Source organism: Solitalea canadensis DSM 3403, from assembly GCF_000242635.2.
In the GTDB taxonomy this organism is placed as follows: Bacteria; Bacteroidota; Bacteroidia; order Sphingobacteriales; family Sphingobacteriaceae; genus Solitalea; species Solitalea canadensis.
This window is the reverse complement of sequence record NC_017770.1, coordinates 3,516,819-3,537,415: the sequence shown is the minus strand read 5'-3', so window position 1 is coordinate 3,537,415 and position 20,597 is coordinate 3,516,819. Positions and strand designations below refer to the sequence as shown.

The window sequence follows — 20,597 nt, the reverse complement described above, 5'->3', positions numbered from 1 at the left end:
AAGCTTAATCTATTATTACTTAATTGCTCCAAGAAATTTTCTTGCAGCAGATTCAACAGCATAGTGTTTCTTAAAAACGCTGAGGGCGTTTAGATTCATGTTTTCTTTATCCTCAGTGGAAAGTAAAAACCATTGTTTTAAGAGTTGAATTGTACCATTTAATGTGTCATCCCCAATGAACCCAGCGGTGTTAGCTTCAATTTCTTTCCAAATGTTAACCCGATTAGATATTAATACGGGTTTACTACAGGCTAGTGATTCTACCACTGCAATTCCAAAATTCTCTTGGTGACTTGGAAGAACAAATGCTTCACAATTATAAAATGCTCCCCATTTAGCGTATCCAGTTAGCATTCCAGTGAATAGGATATCCTCCTGAAGACGATGTTGAATTACAAACTCTTGCATTTGCTGACCAAACTTGGTCTCTAAGCCAGGACCTGCAATAACCAATTTGGGTAATCGTTTTCCAATTTGTTGGTATTCAATAAGTATTTTATTATAAGCACTTAATAGTAAATCAATGCCTTTTTTTTCATGTATTCTACTCAAAAAAAGTAGATAAGAGTGTTGTTGCAATGAAGGGCAAAGGGCTAAAAAAGCATTTTTCATCTCCTCAGTGTATATTGGAGGTGCTTCAACGCCAAGTCCTACTATAACCTCTCTTTTTGGTTGATATGGATGGAATGGTATTCTTGCTAACTCCATTTCCTCCTGACAAGTAAATAGGAGTCCTTGGGCATTATTAATAGTGTTCTTTTCGATTAATCTCCAATATATCCAGTTCCGAATTGCTTTCAGTTTCCGACTGCTAGCTTTCTGAAAATAGGGGTCTAACATGCCATGTGGCATAATAAAGACTTTGGGTAATGACTTTACTTTGCGAAGCTTTTTTATTGCTTTAATCGTAGCGTATGTCGGATATTGCCATAACCCATGAATAATTATTTTGTCAAAATTAGAAGCATGAGCCATCATCCAATTAAGAAAAGTCGGACCGTATGCCCATGAACTTTTGGAAGGACCTAAAGCATGAATGATAAAGGAATCTTCTTTGATGAATTGTGAGTCGAATGCATCCAAACATACCACTTCATTATGAACTCCTAACTTACCTAACCCTTTTATTGTTGTACGAACAGCCTGACAAACACCTCCAAGCTGAGGATCCATTCCGGTAATAACATGCAAAATTTTCATCATAGGAGTGATTAGTTGTGAAAATGGATTAAACTGCTAGCAGCATTCCCGACCATAAGATCCATTCGTAATTGTGTTGATACAAATTGTTTAGCATTTGCCCCCATGCGTTTTATTTCCTGGCTGTCTAATGACTCTACCCCTTCATTAAATTCATCCACAGAACTGAACATTCTTCCATTAAAATTCTCAATTATGTAGCTGTATTCAACACATTGAAGGATATCTTGGGTTCTTCTGAATGTAAAAACTGGTTTTCCATAAGCCATTCCTTCTACAATCGAAAGTCCAACCCAACCAGGCTGAAGATAAATGTCAGAAATAATGAAAAGTTCATTTTTTACTTGAGTATCATAAATGCTCCCAAAATCATATACATTAGAATATGCTCCAAAGTCGGGTTTTAATTTTCCATCTCCGATAATAATAAAACCATACTTTGCCTTGTCGGACCGTTCAATTATTTCTAATAATAAGTCCAATCTTCGATGAGGGGTATTAAATCGGGCACAGAAGATAAAAATGATATTCTGTTTTATTTTATATTTTTCTTTTAATACAATCTTGTTTTGATCATTAAGAGAAAGAATATCTTCAATTCCTGATATCGTGTTACCTAAGGCAATTGCATTTAACTCAGGAAAAGTTTGTTTCCATATCTTTAATTCGGCTTCTGTATAGAACCAAACGCCATCAGCTAAACTGATCATCAGTTTTAACAGAAAATCAGGCTTTTTCTCTTCTTTGATATATCTTTTAACAGAAATACCGTGCCCCCACAGAATGATTTTTTTTCTGTGTAATAATTTTGTAAAGAGCAAAAACCAAGTAGTCAAATGTCCAAAATGTAACATTAAGACCATTATGGAAGATTTTTCCTTTAATAAGGTAAATGGATTAAACACCAAGAAGCCCTTCCACGAAAGCGATTTAATCTTTGTATGAGAAACAGATGAACCATGGAAGTTATTACTAGCAATCTCATTCTGATCTTCGTAGCAATAAACTTGGATAGGGCAGCGTTTATTCAAATTGTGAAAGAAGTCCTGTCTATAATGTGGTATTAAAGGTTGTAAAAAAGAAATCATAATGTACAGTTGAAGAGCTTATTGTAGATAATTTCTGACATCAAAGCTGTAAATTTTCCTTTCGCCAGAGTGAATGGAATCAAATGCCACCGTTGAACCGTCCGGTTTCCATCTCGGATGTAAGTCACAATGAAGTCCGCTTCTATAAAAGGCCATCATTTCAATTGAGAACGATTTTAAAACGGATGGTTCAACATCTGTCAGTGTAGGCTTGGCATCTTCTATATTTGGTTTGGAGTCAATCATTTTGTATTGGCCCAACAAAATTCTTTTTTGAGTGCTTTCTTGGAAAAGAAATAATTCTCTGATTCCGGCTTCGTTAGGATAGGTATCACAAATCAGCCAGTCTCTGTTAGTTGGACAAAACATTGGGTGACCATCCACAACCATTATATCTTTAGCAAAGAAATCCTGCTTACTCGTGTCATCATCTGAAAATAACATCCAGTTGAAATCACTCTTAACAAAGCTGTTATTTGAAGAATAATAGATTAGCTTTAATGCTTTCTTTGCATAAAAGATTAACTCTTTAGGTAATAGACTATATAGTTTCGAGTTACGAAGTTTTTCGACATTGCTGCCAATACGGCCCCATATCAATATTGTAGAGTTGTCTTTCCAGTCGAAGTGACTTAGAAATCCTGTAGCAAGGCAGCGAAGGTTATTCCCATCACTACCAATTGTCATCAATCTTGTAGTTTCTCCTCCATCTTTAAGTTTAAATCTATGTAGAAATGCTATTCTATCCTGTAAAGGATTTAAAACCAAGTGAGTAATATAATGGTGAACACCTATGTTTTCTGACATCTCAAAATTAGCCACCTCTTTTATTGATACTAGTAGTGAATTTTCATTTGTGTAAATGTTGTGTTTTGTAATTCCTATAGTATCCGGAGCATTTTGGCCTTCAGTTTTATCCTTAATACCAGTATAGCCATACCCTCCAACTCTATGCAATCTAGCATAATCCAATCCAAAAGCCCAACCTTCTTTGGTTATTACATGACAAGGGTAGGGAAGTTCTGATATAAGTTTTCCTTCATCTGTATCATAGACTTTTGATCCCCATGTAACAGCTACTTTATCATTGATAATTAAATTATTTGAAGCATGTAACCATTGCTGACGGGCACCTTGCGGATAATTGTAAGCATAAGTAATCCCAATTTCATGGAATCGTTGTTCATCATCTATAAAACCAAATGAACAAGGGTTATCCAAAGAAGGGGGGATATTAATATGCTTTATTTTTAAAGCAGCCAAACGGGTTCCATTATCATTCCAGGCCAAAGTATCATGAAATCCGAAAAAAAAGTTTCCGGCTTCATTAGTAGAAAGTATTTCCTTCTGCATTTTTGATTAACATTTTTTGATTAAACCTTTGTTAAACTGATTTACTAAATAGTTATATTTCAGAAGGTGTATTTAATTGTAAATGCCTAAACGTTTTGTGGTCTTTGGATGTAAGCTTTATTTTACTGTTTTTTCTTGCTCTGATTACGCGCATAAAAGTATCAGGCAGCTTTTTTATAAAAAGTAACAAACAGTCATTTTTGAAACAATCAACAGGGTATTTTAGTAAATAATACAAAGTGAAAATAAGATATTGCTTAGGAGGTAGCAATTCCCAGTAAGTGACCAACTTATTGGAATAAGTACTGACAAAATTAGCAGATTTATTTCTTGCGGAATCAGCTTCTTTATGCCATAAAATAATGTTATCTGAATAATAAACATATTGGTTGATAGTTATAATACGCATACTGAGATTAGTTTCTTCATGACCATACATGAAATCATCATTAAACATTCCTATCTTATCGTAAATGGACTTTCGATGCATTGTTACGCCTCCCGAAAAAGCAGCTTTATAATAAGATATTCCTTTTATTTCTGGAGTTTTTAGCTCCCCATCCAGTGATTGCTGATAAACTACTTTACCAGCCACAATTCCTACATTTTTTCTTGCTGTAAAAATATTGTATGCGTTTTTAATAGCATTTTTTTCCAAGATGCCATCATTATCAACAAAAAAGATAAACTCCCCTTTGCAAAGCTTAATTCCAATGTTTCTTCCTCCTGGACAACCGTAGTTTTTATCTAATTGATGATATTCGATTTGAGGGTAAAGTGTTTTTAATGTATTGGTGCCAACTTCGGTTGAAGCATTATCAATTAGGATAATCTCAATGTTAGAATAAGTTTGAGTTAATACACTATCTATTGCTCGTTTGGTATCTTCAAGTCTGTTCCAATTTAAGATAAGAACTGATATTAAAGGGCTATTATTCATGTGTTGTTTCAATGGGTTAGACAAACCATTTATTAGAAAATCTCTCCAATTTCAAAAGATTCATGGAAAGCTTATAATACTTAAAAGAGTGATTAGGCTGCAGATCTATTGAAGCCTCATGGGTATTTTGGTTAAGATCATTCTTTGTATAGAAATCAATAATGCTTGGATAAATATTATACTTGTTAAGTAATAGATTTCTTGCTTCTATAATAAAAGGAAGTCTTTCATTATATATCGAATCACTATTATTTAACAAGTTTTCTATTTGTTTTATTCCTTTTTTTGCGTCATTTATATCTAATGATATTAATGATTTGTCGTTGAAGTAATCTCTAATGTTTTGGCATCCATGATAAATAGGTAAAGAGTAACCAAGCAGTACATCAGCTATTTTTTCAGTCCAATAGTTTTTAATTGCTGAATTTTCGATAGATATACTCATTTGATATGGTAAAATGGCATCTGCTTTATCATTTACAGGGTTGGTATCCTTTCCATAAAAATCAATCGAGTCGCTAAATGCGTCCTTTAGTTTATCTATGAATTTTACTCTTTTGTTATGTCCAGGCATCATTGTCTTGCTTGAAGCGATAATGGACATTTTTTTCGTCTTCTGTGGTGGTACTAATGATTGCAGATCGTCAAATGAATAAATATATTCACGTGTTTTAAAATTTAACCCAAAGTGCCACGGCAAACTTTGTTGTGAATGTATATTGTTGTGGTGCTGAATGTTAGGATGTGATGAAATCACCATGTCGAATTGAGATAGGAAACCTTTAGTGTACCTTCTGCTCATTGGTGGTTCTCCTGAAATAAATACTATATTTCCCTTATTACAGTTTATTCTAGTTTCCGAATTCAGACCTTCATAGACGATAATTAAATCATATTTTTCTTCAGAAGGTCCATTTTCAAAAAACATAAAATCCTGATCCCATTTTGTTGATAACTGCCGACTAAACTCGTTAGAAAGGAAGGGCGTGATTATGTTTACTTTTGGCATATTAATACAGTTCAAAAACAGGTTTACTTTTATTTACTTGAATAACTCCCATATCAAGAAAGCTGAACGCGATGTATAATGGGCTAAAGAATACAACATTTATTAAGCCTGTAAAAAAAATGGGGGCAAAAAAGCTTAAGAATATAAGATTATGCTTCTTTCTTTTTTGAATGAAATAGATCATTAAAATGGACGATACAAGTGTAACATATTGGTTTATATTCTTTGTACTGAATGCATAATAGTCAACCCTGTCATCAAATGAACTACCATGAGTCTGACTTTTGTCATTTAATCCGATATAAGGTATGTGAGAGAATAACCAAAAAACGATTATTCCCAAAGCGGTAATTACAATAACCTTCGGAACAGTAAGAGTGGATTTGGAAATGTAGTTTACCAGCATTGCGATTCCGAACGCGGGAACGAATGATGTTGAAAAGGTCAGAAATCCACCTAAAATCAATACAGCTAATATGATATACTTATAAATGCTGTTGTTTCTCAATATATGAATTGCAAACAACGCAGCTAAGAACCCTGACGTAATGCCCGCTTCAATAAAATAGAGATTAAAACGAGGAAAGACAAATAACTCAGTCCAGAAAAATGAATAAATTGTGGAGAAAGGGTAATAAATTTCAATTGAAGTAAAATCTGATCTACTTCTTATTGGGATTTCATATTTTAAAAGGTGTTGATATTTATCCGGGTATCCTACAATGAGGGTAATTAATGCGGAAACAATAAGAACTGAGAATATCAGCGATAATATGGTTATAAAAATCCTTCTGTTACCTTTTATGGAAAATTGTATTGCAAATGAAAAGGTACTAATTAGAATGATGGCTACATCTTGAAGCGGGTTTACTTTTCCTGAAATTACCCCGACTATTAATACTGGAAGAAATGAAAATAAGATACATTTCAATACGTATTTATTTTCGGGAGTAATATGCAATGTTTTATTATTGACCGTATGTAAAATGGCTCCAATTACAAGTAGAGCTAAGCCGATAGGAGTATATGCATATCCTAACGCCATTGGCCTAAGCAAAAAAACAGCTATAACTGTAATAATTAAGGGAAATACCCGCCCTACAATAGTATTCATTAATTTTTATTACCTGATTGTACTCTTAAGAAGTTTCTTTCCAACCCCTATTATTAATAAGAAAATTTGTATAATCATATGTACTATAGTAGCCCCAAGAATGGAGATTGCATAACCAGTAACCCCATTGTATCTACCATATATAAGCAATAAAACTATTAATGTTACCCCCCAAAAGATTCTAAGAACAAAGTCATACCAGATAAGGTTTGAGCAAATGAATATATAACCAATAGCGTTATTTAAGGCAACCAATACGCCTGTTGCTAATATTATGACTATAAGATTAGTGCTAATTGTATATTCTTTGCCTATGAAATTCTTAAATATTCCAGAAAAGAGGAAGATAACTACTGCTGGACCTAATGAGAGAACCAAATTCCATAAAAAGGTAGTTAAGACTGTGGATTTAAATTTTGAAAAGTTGCCATTGCCGAATGCATTTGCCATAGCAGGAATTGAGACTTTCCCTGCACTATCAGGTAGAAATAAAACGAACTGCCGTAACTGATTCGCCGCATTATAAATTCCTAAAGCACTAAATCCCATAGGCTGATTAACAAAAATTGTAGTGCTAACCCAATTAACAGGACTTGTAGTCATACTACTTAAAAATGAGGGTATGCTAATGCCAAAAATGGGTTTTAATTTATCCTTTGTTAGGTGGGTTTTAACCGTAATATTGAAGTTTTTGTAATTCTTTCTAAGATAGGTGCTATTTATCCAAACATTAATTACTCTTGAGGTTAATAGCATTACAGTTAACCCTGTTAATCCAAAGTAGAGGGTTCCAATTATCATCAATGGAGAACCAACCAAACCTACAATAGTATTGACAAAAGTAATGTCTCGAAATGATTCGAAACCCGATAGAATGCCATTTTGGACACCAATCATCGCATCGAGCACGACAATAAAGGATGTGATTTTAAGTAAAATAGAAAGATTTTCATTGTTTAATAAACCACCTGCAATCCAAGTGGATGATATAAAAAAGACAATAAAGACAAATACGCTAATGAGATTTGATAATAAGAATAGTGAGCCAATTATTTCACCTACTTTTTTTTGATCAACATCTTTAAATTCTGCTATTAATTTAGTTGCAGCCAGGCCAAGCCCCAAGCCTGATACTGTTCCAAACAGACCGACAGTTGTTTGAATGACATTAAATTCACCAAATTGCTTAGGACCTAGCGTTTTGGCTACATAAGCAATCGTAATAAAATTTAATCCTTTCGAAACAAACAGACTCATTATTGCCCATAATGAGTTTATGGCAAACGAGCTTTTAAGCAGGTTTTTATTAACCTTTAATAATAAAGTCGAAGTCATTTCAATTTTATTCTACGATTAACAGCGTTATGCTCTAACCTTTTCTGTCCTACTCTCCACTGTATTGTTGCCAATATAATAGCCATTTCCATAACCATACCCATATCCGTACTCAGATCCATAACGGGCACTTTCGTTAATTGCGTTGAATACCAACCCAAAATTCTTAAAACGTCTCTCCTTAAATAATTCATTTAACCGTTTTAACTGAAGTTTAGGTGTGTAATTATGGCGAATCACAAAAAGCGTGGCGTCCGCTTGTTCTGCTAATATCTGAGCATCGGTAACTAATCCAATCGGAGGAGCATCAATGATGATGTAATCAAAGTCTTTTCGTAATTGAATAAATAGCTCGGTTAAACTACCAAACATTAATAATTCAGCAGGATTAGGCGGCAATGGCCCGGCTGTTATGATGAAATAGTTATCATGTCCAGGTACTTTCTGGATAATTTCATTAAGAGATGTATAGCCAGCTAAATAATTACTTAATCCGGTACTATTATTTAAGTTAAGATATTTATGAAGTTTAGGTTTGCGTAGGTCTAATTCCAAAATGATAGTCTTTTTATTTGCTAAACTCAAACTTGCTCCTAGATTTAATGATACAAAGCTTTTTCCTTCACCACTTATACTAGAGGTAAAAAGTAATGACTTGAGCTTTGTTTTAGGTGCTAAAAATGAAAGGCTGGTTCGCAGACTTCTGGTTTGTTCTGCAAGTACTGAGCGATTATTTTTTGAGGTTATGAGTGAGTTTTGCTCACTTAACGATATTTCTCCCATAATCGGAGCCTGTGTCTGCCTTTCGATCTCCTTACGTGTTGTTATTTTGTCATTAAGTAACTCAATAATATAGATTACAACAACTGGGAATAATAATCCTAATAAGGCAAATAGTAAATAAATATTCCGGCTAATAATTTTTACCGGTTTTGTGCTACTTCTAGCTGTATCAATAGTACGGCTGTCCGGAACCGTTGATGCATAAGAAAGAGCAGTCTCCTCCCTTTTTTGCAATAAAAACAGGTATAGATTATTTTTAATAGCTTGTTGTCGGCTAATATCAACTAATTGTCGTTCTTTTCGTGGAACAGTACGAATAACAGCTTCCATTCGAGCATTCTCATTCTCAAGTTTTGCCCGAGTAATATTTAAACTATTGTTTAATGTAATCAGAATATCCTTCAGGCTAAGTTTTAAACTTTGAATTTGCTCATCATAGCCTATAATAATGGGATTGTCAGACCTAACTAATTTTACCGCACTTTTACGTTTGAGTTCCAGTTCATTTAATTGTTCAATAGTTTTAAGCAGATTAGGGTCTGAAATTCCCAATGTTGCAGGAACTGTATTACTACCATTGGCCTTTCCTCGAACATAATCAGCAATATTATTTAAAACACTTTGTTGAATCTTGACCTGATTTAGTTGTGCATCATTTTCTTTTACGCTTTCTAAGAATAGCTTAGACTCCGCACTTATATCGGTTATACCTTCACGTGTTTTAAAATCTTCAACGTTTTTTTCAACGGTACTAAGATCTCCTGAAATTAGCTTTAATCTTTCTTCGATGAAATCAAGGGTTATGCGGGCTACCTCGTTTTTATCAGCAATTGATGCTATGTTGTATTCCTCGACAAGTTTATTAAGTAGATCTTTTCCTTTTTGAGGAACGGGAGTACTTAAGCTAATGTTTAATACAGAAGACATTTTACTCGCAGCTTCTATATTTATTATTGACAAGTATTTTTCGACCTGAGCGTTTAATGGCTTAACAGCAACTGTAAGATGGGTAATAGCAGGATTTGATCCCGTTGTTGTAAACCTGATTATTCCATATTGAGTTTTTATAATTTTATTTAAAGGAAACTCCTTTTCATTTACTTCGACACTTGTTTTATTAAGAATCTTTACTTCTAAGGGTTCAGCGTATATTGCGTCGTTGGGTTGAATCAGATCAATGATAATTGGACTTTGTTTATAAAGATCAACTTGTCTTAATCCGTCCACGTGACTATAGACAATATTAAGATTCAGATCCTTTATTACCTTTTCCATTAAGGTATATGATTTCAACACCTCAATTTCATTCTCAACCACCTTGTTAGATCCAAAAATATCCAACTGTTTCATGAGCTCATCCTGTCCCAGTCCCTTTTTTTCATCCTTGATCATGATACTTGTCCGAATAGCATACTCAGGATTTTGGGTATTCATAAAGAAGTAGGCTACTCCCAGAGCGGCGATCATTGATATTGTAAACCACTGCCAATAGGCAACGTACTTTAATACTGTAGCTTTAAGGTTAAAGTCAGTAAGTTTATCCGGCTCAGAAAAGAAAGGATCTATACTTGGTGTGCTCATTGTGGGTTAGGCAGTAATTACTTTAATGGTTGGTTATGGTTTATTTGGCTATTGTTGTGATTATAACGGTCAATAATGAGAGTGCACTAATAATCATTGGTGCTAATTGATACGTTCGGTCTGTGGAGGTAATTTTGCCAGTTCCTGGTTCAATATAAATCACATCATTTGGATGTAGATAATAGTAAGGAGAATTAAATACATCACGTTTGGTGAGATCTACATGAGCAAATATTCGTTCGCCATTCGTTTCACGAATAACCATAATGTTTTTACGTTGTCCATAAATTGATAGATCACCAGCTAATGCAATAGCTTCAGGTAATGTAATTCTTTCATTAGACACAGTATAAACAGCAGGCCGGTTTACTTCTCCCAGAACTGAAACTTTAAAATTTAGTATTCTTACGTTTACAGTTGGTTCAACCAAATATTTATTCAACTTCTCTGTTAAAACATCAGCTGCTTCTTGTGTAGTTAAGTCAGTCACTTTAACTTTTCCAACTAAAGGAATAGTGATTTCGCCATTATTATCGGTTAAGTAGCCAACTGCTGGCAATGGTGCCGTTGTTTGTGCAACCTGTTGCATTGTGGGTACAGAAGCATAAGGGTTAAACATAGCATTAGCTTCAGCACTAATACTGTTAACCATTATGCCTAATATATCACCAGATTGAATTTTAGCGTTAAATTTTTGCTTTATAAGTTGATGTTCAATTTCTGTTTCACCGACTTTGGGTTGAAAGTAAACTATCTCTTTTTTGTTTACGCAGGAGGTGCTGCAAAAGATTGATAAACCCAATGTAAGAGCAATAAAAGATTTATAGAAGTTAAACTTCATTTAGCGTAATGAATTATAGAATTAAAAAAGTTGAACCGGTTAAAGAGAGCGGTTTGGCAGCGACGAAACTAATAAAATTAATCTAATCCTAATTATTATTTGATAAAAATTGATTGTTAAGTGTTTATTTCAGGAAAGAAGGGTTATGTCTTTTTGTCATACGATGGTTACATGACATGAAATTTATTACCCATAATCACTGTCATAGTTTCAATAAATAATGTCAGGTCGCTATTGGCATAAGCCTTGATAATGTAGTTTGTCAATAAAACGAATTATATATTATGTCAAAAATTATAGGAATAGACTTAGGAACTACCAACTCATGCGTTGCCGTTATGGAAGGTAACGAACCGGTAGTAATTCCAAACAGTGAGGGACGTAGAACAACTCCTTCAATTGTTGCATTTGTTGAGAACGGTGAGCGTAAAGTAGGTGATCCTGCTAAGCGTCAGGCTATCACAAACCCTAAGAAAACGATTTACTCTATTAAGCGTTTCATGGGAAATAGCTTTGGTGAGGTTGATAAAGAGATTGCCCGTGTACCTTATACGGTTGTAAAAGGAGATAATAACACTCCACGCGTACAAATCGACGACCGCACTTACACTCCTCAGGAAATTTCAGCTATGATTCTTCAGAAAATGAAAAAAACTGCTGAAGATTATTTAGGTACTGAAGTTACAGAAGCGGTTATTACTGTACCGGCTTACTTTAATGATGCACAACGTCAGGCTACTAAAGAAGCAGGAGAGATTGCGGGCTTAACAGTTAAACGTATTATCAATGAGCCTACTGCTGCTGCATTAGCTTACGGTATGGATAAAGCTCACAAGGATATGAAAATCGTAGTGTTCGACTGTGGTGGTGGTACACATGACGTTTCAATTCTTGAATTAGGAGATGGCGTATTCGAAGTTAAATCTACTGATGGTGATACTCACTTAGGTGGTGACGACTTTGATCAAGTTATTATCGACTGGTTGGCGGAAGAATTTAAAAATGATGAAGGTTTAGATCTTCGCAAAGACCCAATGGCTTTACAGCGTTTGAAAGAAGCTGCTGAAAAAGCTAAAATTGAGTTGTCAAGCGCAGCATCAACCGAAATCAACTTACCATACATTATGCCTGTTGATGGCGTGCCAAAACACTTAGTGCGTACTTTAAGTCGTGCTAAATTTGAGCAATTGGCAGATTCTCTGATCAAACGCACGATTGAGCCTTGCAGAACTGCATTGAAAAATGCCGGTTTATCGGTAGGTGATATTGATGAAGTGATTTTAGTAGGTGGTTCTACTCGTATCCCTGCTATTCAAGAAGCTGTTCAGTCATTCTTCGGTAAAGCTCCATCAAAAGGTGTTAACCCTGATGAAGTTGTTGCGATCGGTGCAGCAATTCAAGGTGGTGTATTAACTGGTGAAGTTAAAGATGTATTATTATTGGATGTAACCCCACTTTCATTAGGTATTGAAACAATGGGTGGCGTTATGACTCGCTTAATTGAGTCGAATACAACCATTCCTACTAAACGTAGTGAAGTATTCTCAACAGCTTCTGATAATCAGCCATCAGTAGAAATTCACGTATTGCAAGGTGAGCGCCCAATGGCTAACCAAAACCGCACAATTGGTCGTTTCCACTTAGATGGTATTCCACCTGCTCCACGTGGTATTCCTCAGATTGAAGTAGCTTTTGATATTGATGCTAACGGTATCTTGCATGTATTAGCTAAAGATAAAGCTACCGGTAAAGAGCAAAAGATTCGTATTGAAGCAAGTTCAGGTTTATCTGATGCTGAAATCGAAAAGATGAAAAAAGAAGCCGAAGCAAATGCTGAGGCAGATAAAAAAGCCAAAGAAGAAATCGAAAAGCTGAATGCAGCTGATTCATTGATCTTCTCAACTGAAAAACAGTTGAAAGAGTATGGAGATAAGCTTTCTGCAGGAAATAAAACAGCAATTGAAGATGCATTGAAACAATTGAAAGATGCTCATGCTGCTAAAGATTTTGCAGGAATCGAAGCCGCTTCAACTGCTTTAACAAATGCTTGGAATGCAGCTTCTGAAGAAATGTACAAAGCCACTCAGGATGCAGGTGCACAACCAGGTCCGGATGCTGGTCAGTCATCTTCAGGTGATAACAACAGCGGCGATGTTAAAGACGTTGATTTCGAAGAAGTGAAATAATCCTCTTAATGAGATTAAAAATAGAAAGGGCTCCGTTTTTGGAGCCCTTCTTATTTTGTTGAAGAGGAAAGCCCTTCATCATTTTTCCTCATAAACTCCAATATCATCCTAGCATCTATTTCATTTAGGTGTTGGTTAAGCATTTTAGTTTTGTATTCCTCCATCATTTGCTGCGCCATCAAATCACTGCTTACCATCTCATCCGGATTTATTACCATGTTCATTATCCATTCAGGTCTTCTTCTCAAAGTAACGCCTTTCCAGCCCGGTCCAATTAGCCTTTCGGTAGTGAGATTATGACAAGCAATACACTTTTGCTGATAAATAGTCTGCCCTTTCTTAACCCATTCTTCATTTAATGTATCTGAAAGTTGGACCGACTTGATCGGACCTACTCCAATCCCTTCATAAAAGGATTCGTCTTTTCCATAAAAAGATTTGCCTTTATCATCAGTAGCATTGTGTTCAGATACGTTACCACATGAGTAAAAGAAGGCCACAAGAAAAACGAAGTTTGTCAGATTTCTTAGCATAACCATAGCCAATCTGTTTTCTTAAAAATATACAGAAAATAAAGGAAATATAGCCTTTAAAAATAGTTAGAATTGGAGAGTTTATATATTTGATATTATTTTTAATAAAACAATGTTTTTGTTGATATTTTGAAATAAAAAATGCAATCTTGTTATTCTATTTGCAATAATATTTATGGTTTCTGAAAAACGTCTTTATACACTAACACTTTCTTGTCCCGATAGAACGGGAATTGTAGCCGCTGTAACTAGTTTCATTGCTAATTTGGGAGGGTGGATTACTGATGCCAGCCAGCATGGTGATTTCTCAGATCATCATTTTTTTATGCGTGTACAAAAATTACGACCTATAAAACCAGTAACTATCCTGCAAGATTTTTGGAGATCAGGAGGATAGCTATTGTACAGTAATCTTTACTCCAGGGTTAGTTAAAATCTGAACTGCAAGCGCAGGTTTAATACATCATCTTTGATATCTTTAGCATAGCTGGCTATTGAAGTACTTTCATTTTTGACAATATCATAATAAAGGGCTAAACGGGCGTTCCCTTTCATGAGATTTAAATAGGCTCCCAATCCCCAGGTTGAATAAGCAATATCTCCTTCTGTGGTATTACTATTTTGAGCTCCAATTTCTTTACCGTTAACAAATGTGTTAGGATCATACCAGTCATATTTAACCATTAAATTTAATGGAGTAGTTCCGATCGTCTGATTAAAAGTAAAATAATAGCCATTAAATTCACGATTGTAGATATTTGTTAAAGGTTGAGCTCCAAAGCTCCTTGAAGATTGCGGTCCGTTGATGGTGGCCGAAGATGCTACTCCAGGCTGTTCACCCATAATGTATTCAAAGTTTAATCTTGAAAGTCCAATTTTAGAGGATACTCCAACCTGTGCATTTACACCTTTATAGATACGGTTGGCATATCCGCCTTCATTCTTTGCATCCGTATTTAATACAAAGCCTTTTATGCCATTATTATATCCATTGTATAGCATGGTGGTTGTATTTGAGCGAGATTTTCCATTGTAGTAAGAAATACCCGCACCTAATATAGGAATGCGTTTAAGATTTAATTTTCTGGCCGCATTAAACTGAATCATTCCTGAGAAGTTTTTCTTACTGTCATAGTCATTAAAGTTTCGTCCAGCTCCATTTAAAATAGCGAATCCTGCGGATATAAAGTTCCATTTCGAATCTTTTGGTGGAGCAATAGTTAACTGTGCTCCACAATCTTTTTCATCCGGAAATAGTGTTTGAATTAAGCGGCTTCGTTCCGAAGATTCAAGGTTAAAAGTTGAATATGGTGTCTCCAATCCAAATGGAACAGTTGCAAGTCCTAAGCCAGCAGAAAAAGTCTTAAATTTTTGCTCTGTGAATTGCACATAAGCATTAGTCATTCTTATGTTATTCTGGATATAATCAATCTCTAAGTTTCCGGAAATGAATTTCTCAGCATACCCTATAGCTAAACGACTTCTACGAATCATAAATCGTGAGTCTACATTAGGAGGGAAGTCTCCTCCATCAAATGATGGAATGCCTGCAGAATCAGCTTTCTCGTACTGTGCTTGTATATAGCCTGTTAAAAATAAAGTTCTGACCGAATCTTTATAAATAGTTACCTGGGCATTGGCAATTACAGATGTAAGGCACAGTGAAAGAATTAATAAGGTTGTCTTAAGCACTACTTTGCGTCTCATTATAATATCGTTCGGTTCTGATAATTTATTAAATGATTATTAATAATCCTTTAACTGTTATGTTTTTTCTTTGTTAACCGTGTGTTTAATTACAGTTAAATTAACGCTGCAAACATATTACTTAAATGAGAGCTCAAGGTTAAATCAATGTTAAGATATTGTGAATGAGATATGAAATTTTGGGGCAATTAAATGGCTACAAGAGAGATATATAGGGTATAATGAAAATTGGAGGTTTACAATAACTTAACAAGTTAAATCAGCTACTTTTAATGAGAAAAGCCGTCCCGGTTCAACCGGGACGGCTTTTCTCATTATGCCGAATAAGATTATTCTTTGTCCATGAATGGATAACGATAATCGTGCGGAGGGTTAAACGTTTCCTTAATAGTACGTGGAGAAACCCAACGTAATAAGTTGATCATTGAACCTGCTTTATCATTAGTTCCAGAACCTCTTGCACCACCAAATGGTTGTTGTCCAACAACAGCTCCTGTTGGTTTGTCATTGATATAGAAGTTACCAGCAGCATTGCGCAGTTTTCTTGATGCTAACTCAATTGCATAGCGATCTTGAGAAAGTACTGCACCTGTTAATGCATAAATTGAAGTTTGGTCAACGATATCTAATGTTTCTTCAAATTTGGCATCTTCATAAACATAAACTGTTAATACAGGGCCGAAAAGCTCCTCGCACATAGTTACATACTTAGGGTCTTTTGTTTCAATAACAGTAGGATTAATGAAGTAACCTTTTGACTTATCATAAGCACCTCCGGCAATGATTTCTACAGAAGAGTCGTTTTTAGCGTTGTCAATATATTTTGCCAATTTATCAAACGATTTTTCATCAATAACCGCGTTAAAGAAGTTTTCGAAATCTTCAGTACCACCGATTTTGAATGAAGCAATGTCTTCTTGCATTAATTTTTTAATGTCCGGCCATATTGATTTTGCAACATAGGCACGTGAGGCTGCTGAACATTTTTGTCCCTGGTATTCAAAGGCACCACGAACTAAAGCAACTGCAGATGCTTTAACATCGGCCGAAGGGTGAACAACTACAAAGTCTTTACCACCTGTTTCACCCACAATACGTGGATAGGTTTTGAATAAGTGGATATTGTTACCAATTTCTTTCCAAATGTTTTGGAAAACCTCAGTTGAACCGGTAAAGTGAATACCAGCGAAATCAGGATGTTTGAAGATAACATCTCCAGCGTCAGGTCCGCTTACATATACCAGGTTGATAACGCCATCAGGTAAGCCTGCTTCACGAAGCACTTCCATAATTACGTTAGCTGCATAAATTTGAGTATTGGCTGGTTTCCAAACTACCACGTTACCCATCATAGCAACAGAGGTAGGTAAGTTACCTGCAATAGCTGTGAAGTTAAATGGAGTTAATGCAAAAACGAAACCTTCTAAAGGACGTTGTTCGATACGGTTCCAAATACCTTTTGCTGAATCAACCTGCTGACTGTAAATTTCAGTCATGTAGCTCACATTGAAACGTAAAAAGTCAATTAACTCACATGCTGAATCAATTTCTGCCTGATAAGCACTTTTCGACTGTCCAAGCATGGTGGCTGCATTGATTTTGGCACGGTATGGACCTGCCAATAAATCTGCCGCTTTTAAGAAGATAGAAGCACGGTGTTCCCAAGCCAGGTTTTCCCATTGAGCTTTCGCTTTTAAAGCAGCATCAATTGCTTGTTTAACATGGTCTTTGGTTCCCTGAGAGAAATGACCTAATATATGTTGATGATCATGAGGTGGGCGAAGCGATGACTTCTTTTCTGTGAATACCTTTTCGCCACCAATATACATTGGTATGTCTAATTGTTTTGAACGAGCTTCTGCCAGAGCGGCTTTTAATGCTTTACGTTCCGGAGTACCGGGGGCATAACTTAAAACTGGTTCATTGTAAGGTTTAGGAATTGTGAAAAATCCTTTAAGCATAACTTATTATGATTTAAGTAATTGAAAACTAAGGTTTATTTCGAGCCGCAAAGATAGGAAAAACTGCCAAGAGTATGAAGTTGATCGGGTGGTTCATCATTCTAACCTAATAAGACAAAAATGTTATAAATGTAACTGTTGAGTAATTTTTTTAATTAAAAGTTGTCAATAGTTTGTTTAAAGAAGTTTAAAAATGATCTTTGCGCCCCTGTTGAAAATAACAATATTATTAAATCGATGTTTTCAGCAAAGTATTCCCTGGCTTTATAACTGTTTTGATCAAACAAACCAAACAAATCAACACATGACAAAATCAAAATTTAGCTTTTTCGCTCTTGTTTTTATGCTTCTTCTTTCAGGTTCTGCTTTTGCGCAAAAAGGTAGCTGGTATATTGGAGGACAAGGAGGTTATAACTCAAAAACCGAAAAAGTAACTGGTCGTACTGAGTTCAAAAATAACGAATGGACTTTTGCTCCTGAAGTAGGTACATTCTTAAAAGATAATTTGCAATTAGGTGTTGCAGTTAATCTTAGCGGTAATAAAATGGAATTCGGCAGCTTTGATTCAACTGTAACTAAATTCTCACCTGTTGTTTACTTACGTCGTTTCTTCAAAGTGAGCGAAAACTTCTCAACTTTTGTAGGAGTTGTAGGTAATTTCACTACAGGTTCAACTAAGGCTAATGATGTAAAATACGACTTAAGTGGTTATGGCGCTAACTTATCGTTAGGAGCTGCATATGCATTGAGTAGCCGTTTTACAGCTGTAGGTCAATATGGTTTCTTTGGCTATAAGTCAACTAAAACTTCAATTGGTGATTTCGAAAATGAAGTTTCTGATTTAGGTCTTAATGTAAATTCATTAGGTCCGGTATTTAACATTGGTATTTATTATACCTTCAAAAAATAGACAAATTAATTGTGGATGAATATCCACTTACTTAATCTTCGTTTATGCTTTAAATTTTACTATTATAATTATGATCAAGTTATAAATTGCTTGAGCAGGGATACTTATAAGGGGTGGATATGATGAATATCCACCCCTTATGTTTTATAAACTGATATGCGTTGTGTGATTTAGAATAAGCCTAATAGTGCAATAAATACAGTTTGGATGAATTATTTTCTCCCGCCGCTTTCAGCGGGACTCACTTTTTTTCTTCAGCAAAAAAAGTAAGCAAAAATGCTCTCGGCTGAGCCGAGACTGCGTACAGTTCTTTGACAATTAGTGAGGGGTATTAAATCATCTTTTCCGAACTGTACGAGGCGGTTTTGGCTTATATGATAATTTATGCTTTAAATTCACATAGGTGAAATCAAATCGCATAATGGGTTAAACTGATATTAAATATCGATAAGTCGCGTTAAATTTATAAACTCAAAATTCAAGAGGAAACGGTTAAAGTTAATTCATGTTGACAGAAAAAACAGGCTTGCAATTTCATAAGGCTCGTAAGGATATATCTCCGGTATTATTGGAGACGCTTCTTAAAGACGGAATCTGGCAAAATCATACCAACTACTTTAGTGTATTATGGATACGGAAAGGAGATGGTATGATTGAGACTGATTTCATAAAAACTGATTATAGTGCAGATACAGTTTATTGCTTTAATAACTACCAACCCTTTGTATTACATCCACAAGTAAAAACCGAAGGTTTATTACTTCAGTTTCATCCTAATTTTTTCTGTATTGAAACCTATCAACATGAAGTAGGCTGCAATGGGCTTTTATTTAATTCAGTGTTTGATATTGGTCCGATATCAATTCAAGAATCGGAAAGCCACGAACTGTTAACAGTATTACGAAGTATTGAACAAGAAAAAGAGATAACAGGAATCGCAACCAATGAACTGGTTTTCTCCTACCTCAAAATTTTCCTGGTCAAATTAACCCGGCTTAAAACCACACAATCCCCATTAACAGGCACCTCAAAGGCTACTCCTGGTAGTTTAGAAAAATTGATTGGATTGATCAATGAGAATTGCACTATAGAGCATAAGGCTGCATTTTATGCAAATCAGTTAAATGTTTCTATAAAGTCGTTAAGTAATACATGTCGAAAACATTTTCGTAAAGGGATATCAGCATTAATCAGTGAAAAGTTATTACTAAAGGCAAAATGGGAATTGTTACATACTGATAAACCAGTTAAACAGGTAGCTGATAGTTTGGGTTTTAAGGATGAGTATTATTTCAGTCGATTTTTTAAAAAACACATAGGATTATCTCCAAAATTGTTCCGTGAAAAAGAATGGGAGATACGAAAGGGGTATTTGTCCATTCCATAGTGGCATTTGTCCATTAGTTATGAATAAGCATGCGGGTATTTTTGTGAAAAATATAGATATGATGGACAAAATATTCGCGTATGCTGCATCCTTGCAAAATTTAGGAAGTCACCTTAGCCGAATCGGATTAATCATTGTTTTACTATGGATAGGAGGTTTAAAAGCTTTCAGGTATGAAGCCGTCGGCATTGTTCCGTTTGTTGCAAATAGTCCTGTAATGAATTTTTTCTATCAGTATGATGCCCCTGAGTATAAAAAGCACATGAATAAAGAGGGAGAATACAAACCTGAAAATATTGCATGGCATGAAGCAAATAATACTTATGAGTTTTCTTATGGTTTAGGAGGTGTTATTGTATTAATGGGTATTCTTATTGGGCTTTATCCGGTTTTTCCGGGTGTTTCAGCATTTGGAAGTTTTTTAAGTTTCGGCATGTCATTAGTTACACTTTCTTTTCTAATCACAACACCCGAAACTTGGGTTCCTGCGCTGGGTGATTCTCAGCATGGTTTTCCTTATTTAAGTGCAGCTGGTCGGTTAGTACTAAAGGATGTCATTATGCTCGGGGCTAGTATTGTTACCATGTCGCAGGCCGCAAGAAAATACTTGGAGAATAGGAAGCATAAGTCTATGATACAAGGTTTCTGATATTTTCAACAGTATTTGTT

17 protein-coding genes are annotated in these 20,597 nt (G+C 35.1%); 5 read left to right on the top strand and 12 right to left on the bottom strand.

Going from position 1 to position 20,597, the window contains the following annotated elements; all coding sequences use genetic code 11:
• Nucleotides 1-15: 15 nt before the first annotated feature.
• The 9 genes from SOLCA_RS14600 to SOLCA_RS14560 are packed head-to-tail and all read right to left on the bottom strand — an operon-like array spanning nucleotide 16 to nucleotide 11,244.
• Nucleotides 16-1,203 (bottom strand): glycosyltransferase, encoded by a 1,188-nt coding sequence (locus SOLCA_RS14600; RefSeq protein ID WP_245536715.1) that lies wholly within the window; start codon nucleotides 1,201-1,203, stop codon nucleotides 16-18.
• 8 nt (nucleotides 1,204-1,211) lie between these two features.
• A complete protein-coding gene (locus SOLCA_RS14595; RefSeq protein ID WP_014681236.1) occupies nucleotides 1,212-2,288 on the bottom strand; it encodes a glycosyltransferase in 1,077 nt (358 codons plus the stop codon).
• Nucleotides 2,289-2,306: 18 nt separating this feature from the next.
• Nucleotides 2,307-3,641, bottom strand: a complete 1,335-nt coding sequence (locus tag SOLCA_RS14590; protein ID WP_014681235.1) for a TolB-like translocation protein — start codon at nucleotides 3,639-3,641, stop codon at nucleotides 2,307-2,309.
• Nucleotides 3,642-3,693: 52 nt separating this feature from the next.
• Nucleotides 3,694-4,581 (bottom strand): glycosyltransferase family 2 protein, encoded by an 888-nt coding sequence (locus SOLCA_RS14585; RefSeq protein WP_014681234.1) that lies wholly within the window; start codon nucleotides 4,579-4,581, stop codon nucleotides 3,694-3,696.
• Between the two features lie 16 nt (nucleotides 4,582-4,597).
• A complete protein-coding gene (locus tag SOLCA_RS14580; protein ID WP_014681233.1) occupies nucleotides 4,598-5,590 on the bottom strand; it encodes a glycosyltransferase family 10 domain-containing protein in 993 nt (330 codons plus the stop codon).
• 1 nt (nucleotide 5,591) lies between these two features.
• Nucleotides 5,592-6,704, bottom strand: coding sequence for a hypothetical protein (locus SOLCA_RS14575; protein WP_014681232.1), 1,113 nt, complete (start codon nucleotides 6,702-6,704; stop codon nucleotides 5,592-5,594).
• A gap of 9 nt (nucleotides 6,705-6,713) precedes the next feature.
• Nucleotides 6,714-8,039: an oligosaccharide flippase family protein gene (locus tag SOLCA_RS14570; protein WP_014681231.1), complete on the bottom strand. Its 1,326-nt coding sequence runs from the start codon at nucleotides 8,037-8,039 to the stop codon at nucleotides 6,714-6,716.
• Between the two features lie 27 nt (nucleotides 8,040-8,066).
• Nucleotides 8,067-10,403 carry a GumC family protein gene (locus SOLCA_RS14565; protein WP_014681230.1) on the bottom strand — a complete coding sequence of 779 codons (2,337 nt, stop codon included), beginning with the start codon at nucleotides 10,401-10,403 and terminating at the stop codon, nucleotides 8,067-8,069.
• Between the two features lie 40 nt (nucleotides 10,404-10,443).
• Nucleotides 10,444-11,244 (bottom strand): polysaccharide biosynthesis/export family protein, encoded by an 801-nt coding sequence (locus tag SOLCA_RS14560; protein ID WP_014681229.1) that lies wholly within the window; start codon nucleotides 11,242-11,244, stop codon nucleotides 10,444-10,446.
• A 284-nt stretch (nucleotides 11,245-11,528) separates the two neighbouring features.
• On the opposite strand from SOLCA_RS14560, the gene dnaK reads away from it, so the two are divergent.
• A complete protein-coding gene (gene dnaK, locus SOLCA_RS14555; RefSeq protein ID WP_014681228.1) occupies nucleotides 11,529-13,430 on the top strand; it encodes a molecular chaperone DnaK in 1,902 nt (633 codons plus the stop codon).
• A gap of 50 nt (nucleotides 13,431-13,480) precedes the next feature.
• On the opposite strand, the gene SOLCA_RS14550 is transcribed toward dnaK, so the two are convergent.
• Nucleotides 13,481-13,963, bottom strand: coding sequence for a c-type cytochrome (locus tag SOLCA_RS14550; RefSeq protein WP_081480034.1), 483 nt, complete (start codon nucleotides 13,961-13,963; stop codon nucleotides 13,481-13,483).
• Between the two features lie 175 nt (nucleotides 13,964-14,138).
• On the opposite strand from SOLCA_RS14550, the gene SOLCA_RS14545 reads away from it, so the two are divergent.
• A complete protein-coding gene (locus SOLCA_RS14545) occupies nucleotides 14,139-14,360 on the top strand; it encodes an ACT domain-containing protein (protein WP_014681226.1) in 222 nt (73 codons plus the stop codon).
• A 32-nt stretch (nucleotides 14,361-14,392) separates the two neighbouring features.
• On the opposite strand, the gene SOLCA_RS14540 is transcribed toward SOLCA_RS14545, so the two are convergent.
• Nucleotides 14,393-15,670 (bottom strand): hypothetical protein, encoded by a 1,278-nt coding sequence (locus SOLCA_RS14540; RefSeq protein WP_014681225.1) that lies wholly within the window; start codon nucleotides 15,668-15,670, stop codon nucleotides 14,393-14,395.
• Nucleotides 15,671-15,999: 329 nt separating this feature from the next.
• Nucleotides 16,000-17,631: an L-glutamate gamma-semialdehyde dehydrogenase gene (gene pruA, locus SOLCA_RS14535; RefSeq protein ID WP_014681224.1), complete on the bottom strand. Its 1,632-nt coding sequence runs from the start codon at nucleotides 17,629-17,631 to the stop codon at nucleotides 16,000-16,002.
• A 304-nt stretch (nucleotides 17,632-17,935) separates the two neighbouring features.
• On the opposite strand from pruA, the gene SOLCA_RS14530 reads away from it, so the two are divergent.
• The 3 genes from SOLCA_RS14530 to SOLCA_RS14520 all read left to right on the top strand — a co-directional run bounded on the left by SOLCA_RS14530 (nucleotide 17,936) and on the right by SOLCA_RS14520 (nucleotide 20,577).
• Nucleotides 17,936-18,541, top strand: coding sequence for an outer membrane beta-barrel protein (locus SOLCA_RS14530; protein WP_157604579.1), 606 nt, complete (start codon nucleotides 17,936-17,938; stop codon nucleotides 18,539-18,541).
• A 505-nt stretch (nucleotides 18,542-19,046) separates the two neighbouring features.
• Complete coding sequence (locus SOLCA_RS14525) at nucleotides 19,047-19,928, top strand: helix-turn-helix domain-containing protein (RefSeq protein WP_014681222.1); 882 nt, start codon at nucleotides 19,047-19,049, stop codon at nucleotides 19,926-19,928.
• Nucleotides 19,929-19,947: 19 nt separating this feature from the next.
• Entirely contained in the window at nucleotides 19,948-20,577 is a 630-nt protein-coding gene (locus SOLCA_RS14520) for a DUF417 family protein (RefSeq protein WP_014681221.1), read from the top strand.
• The last annotated feature ends 20 nt before the right edge of the window (nucleotides 20,578-20,597 follow it).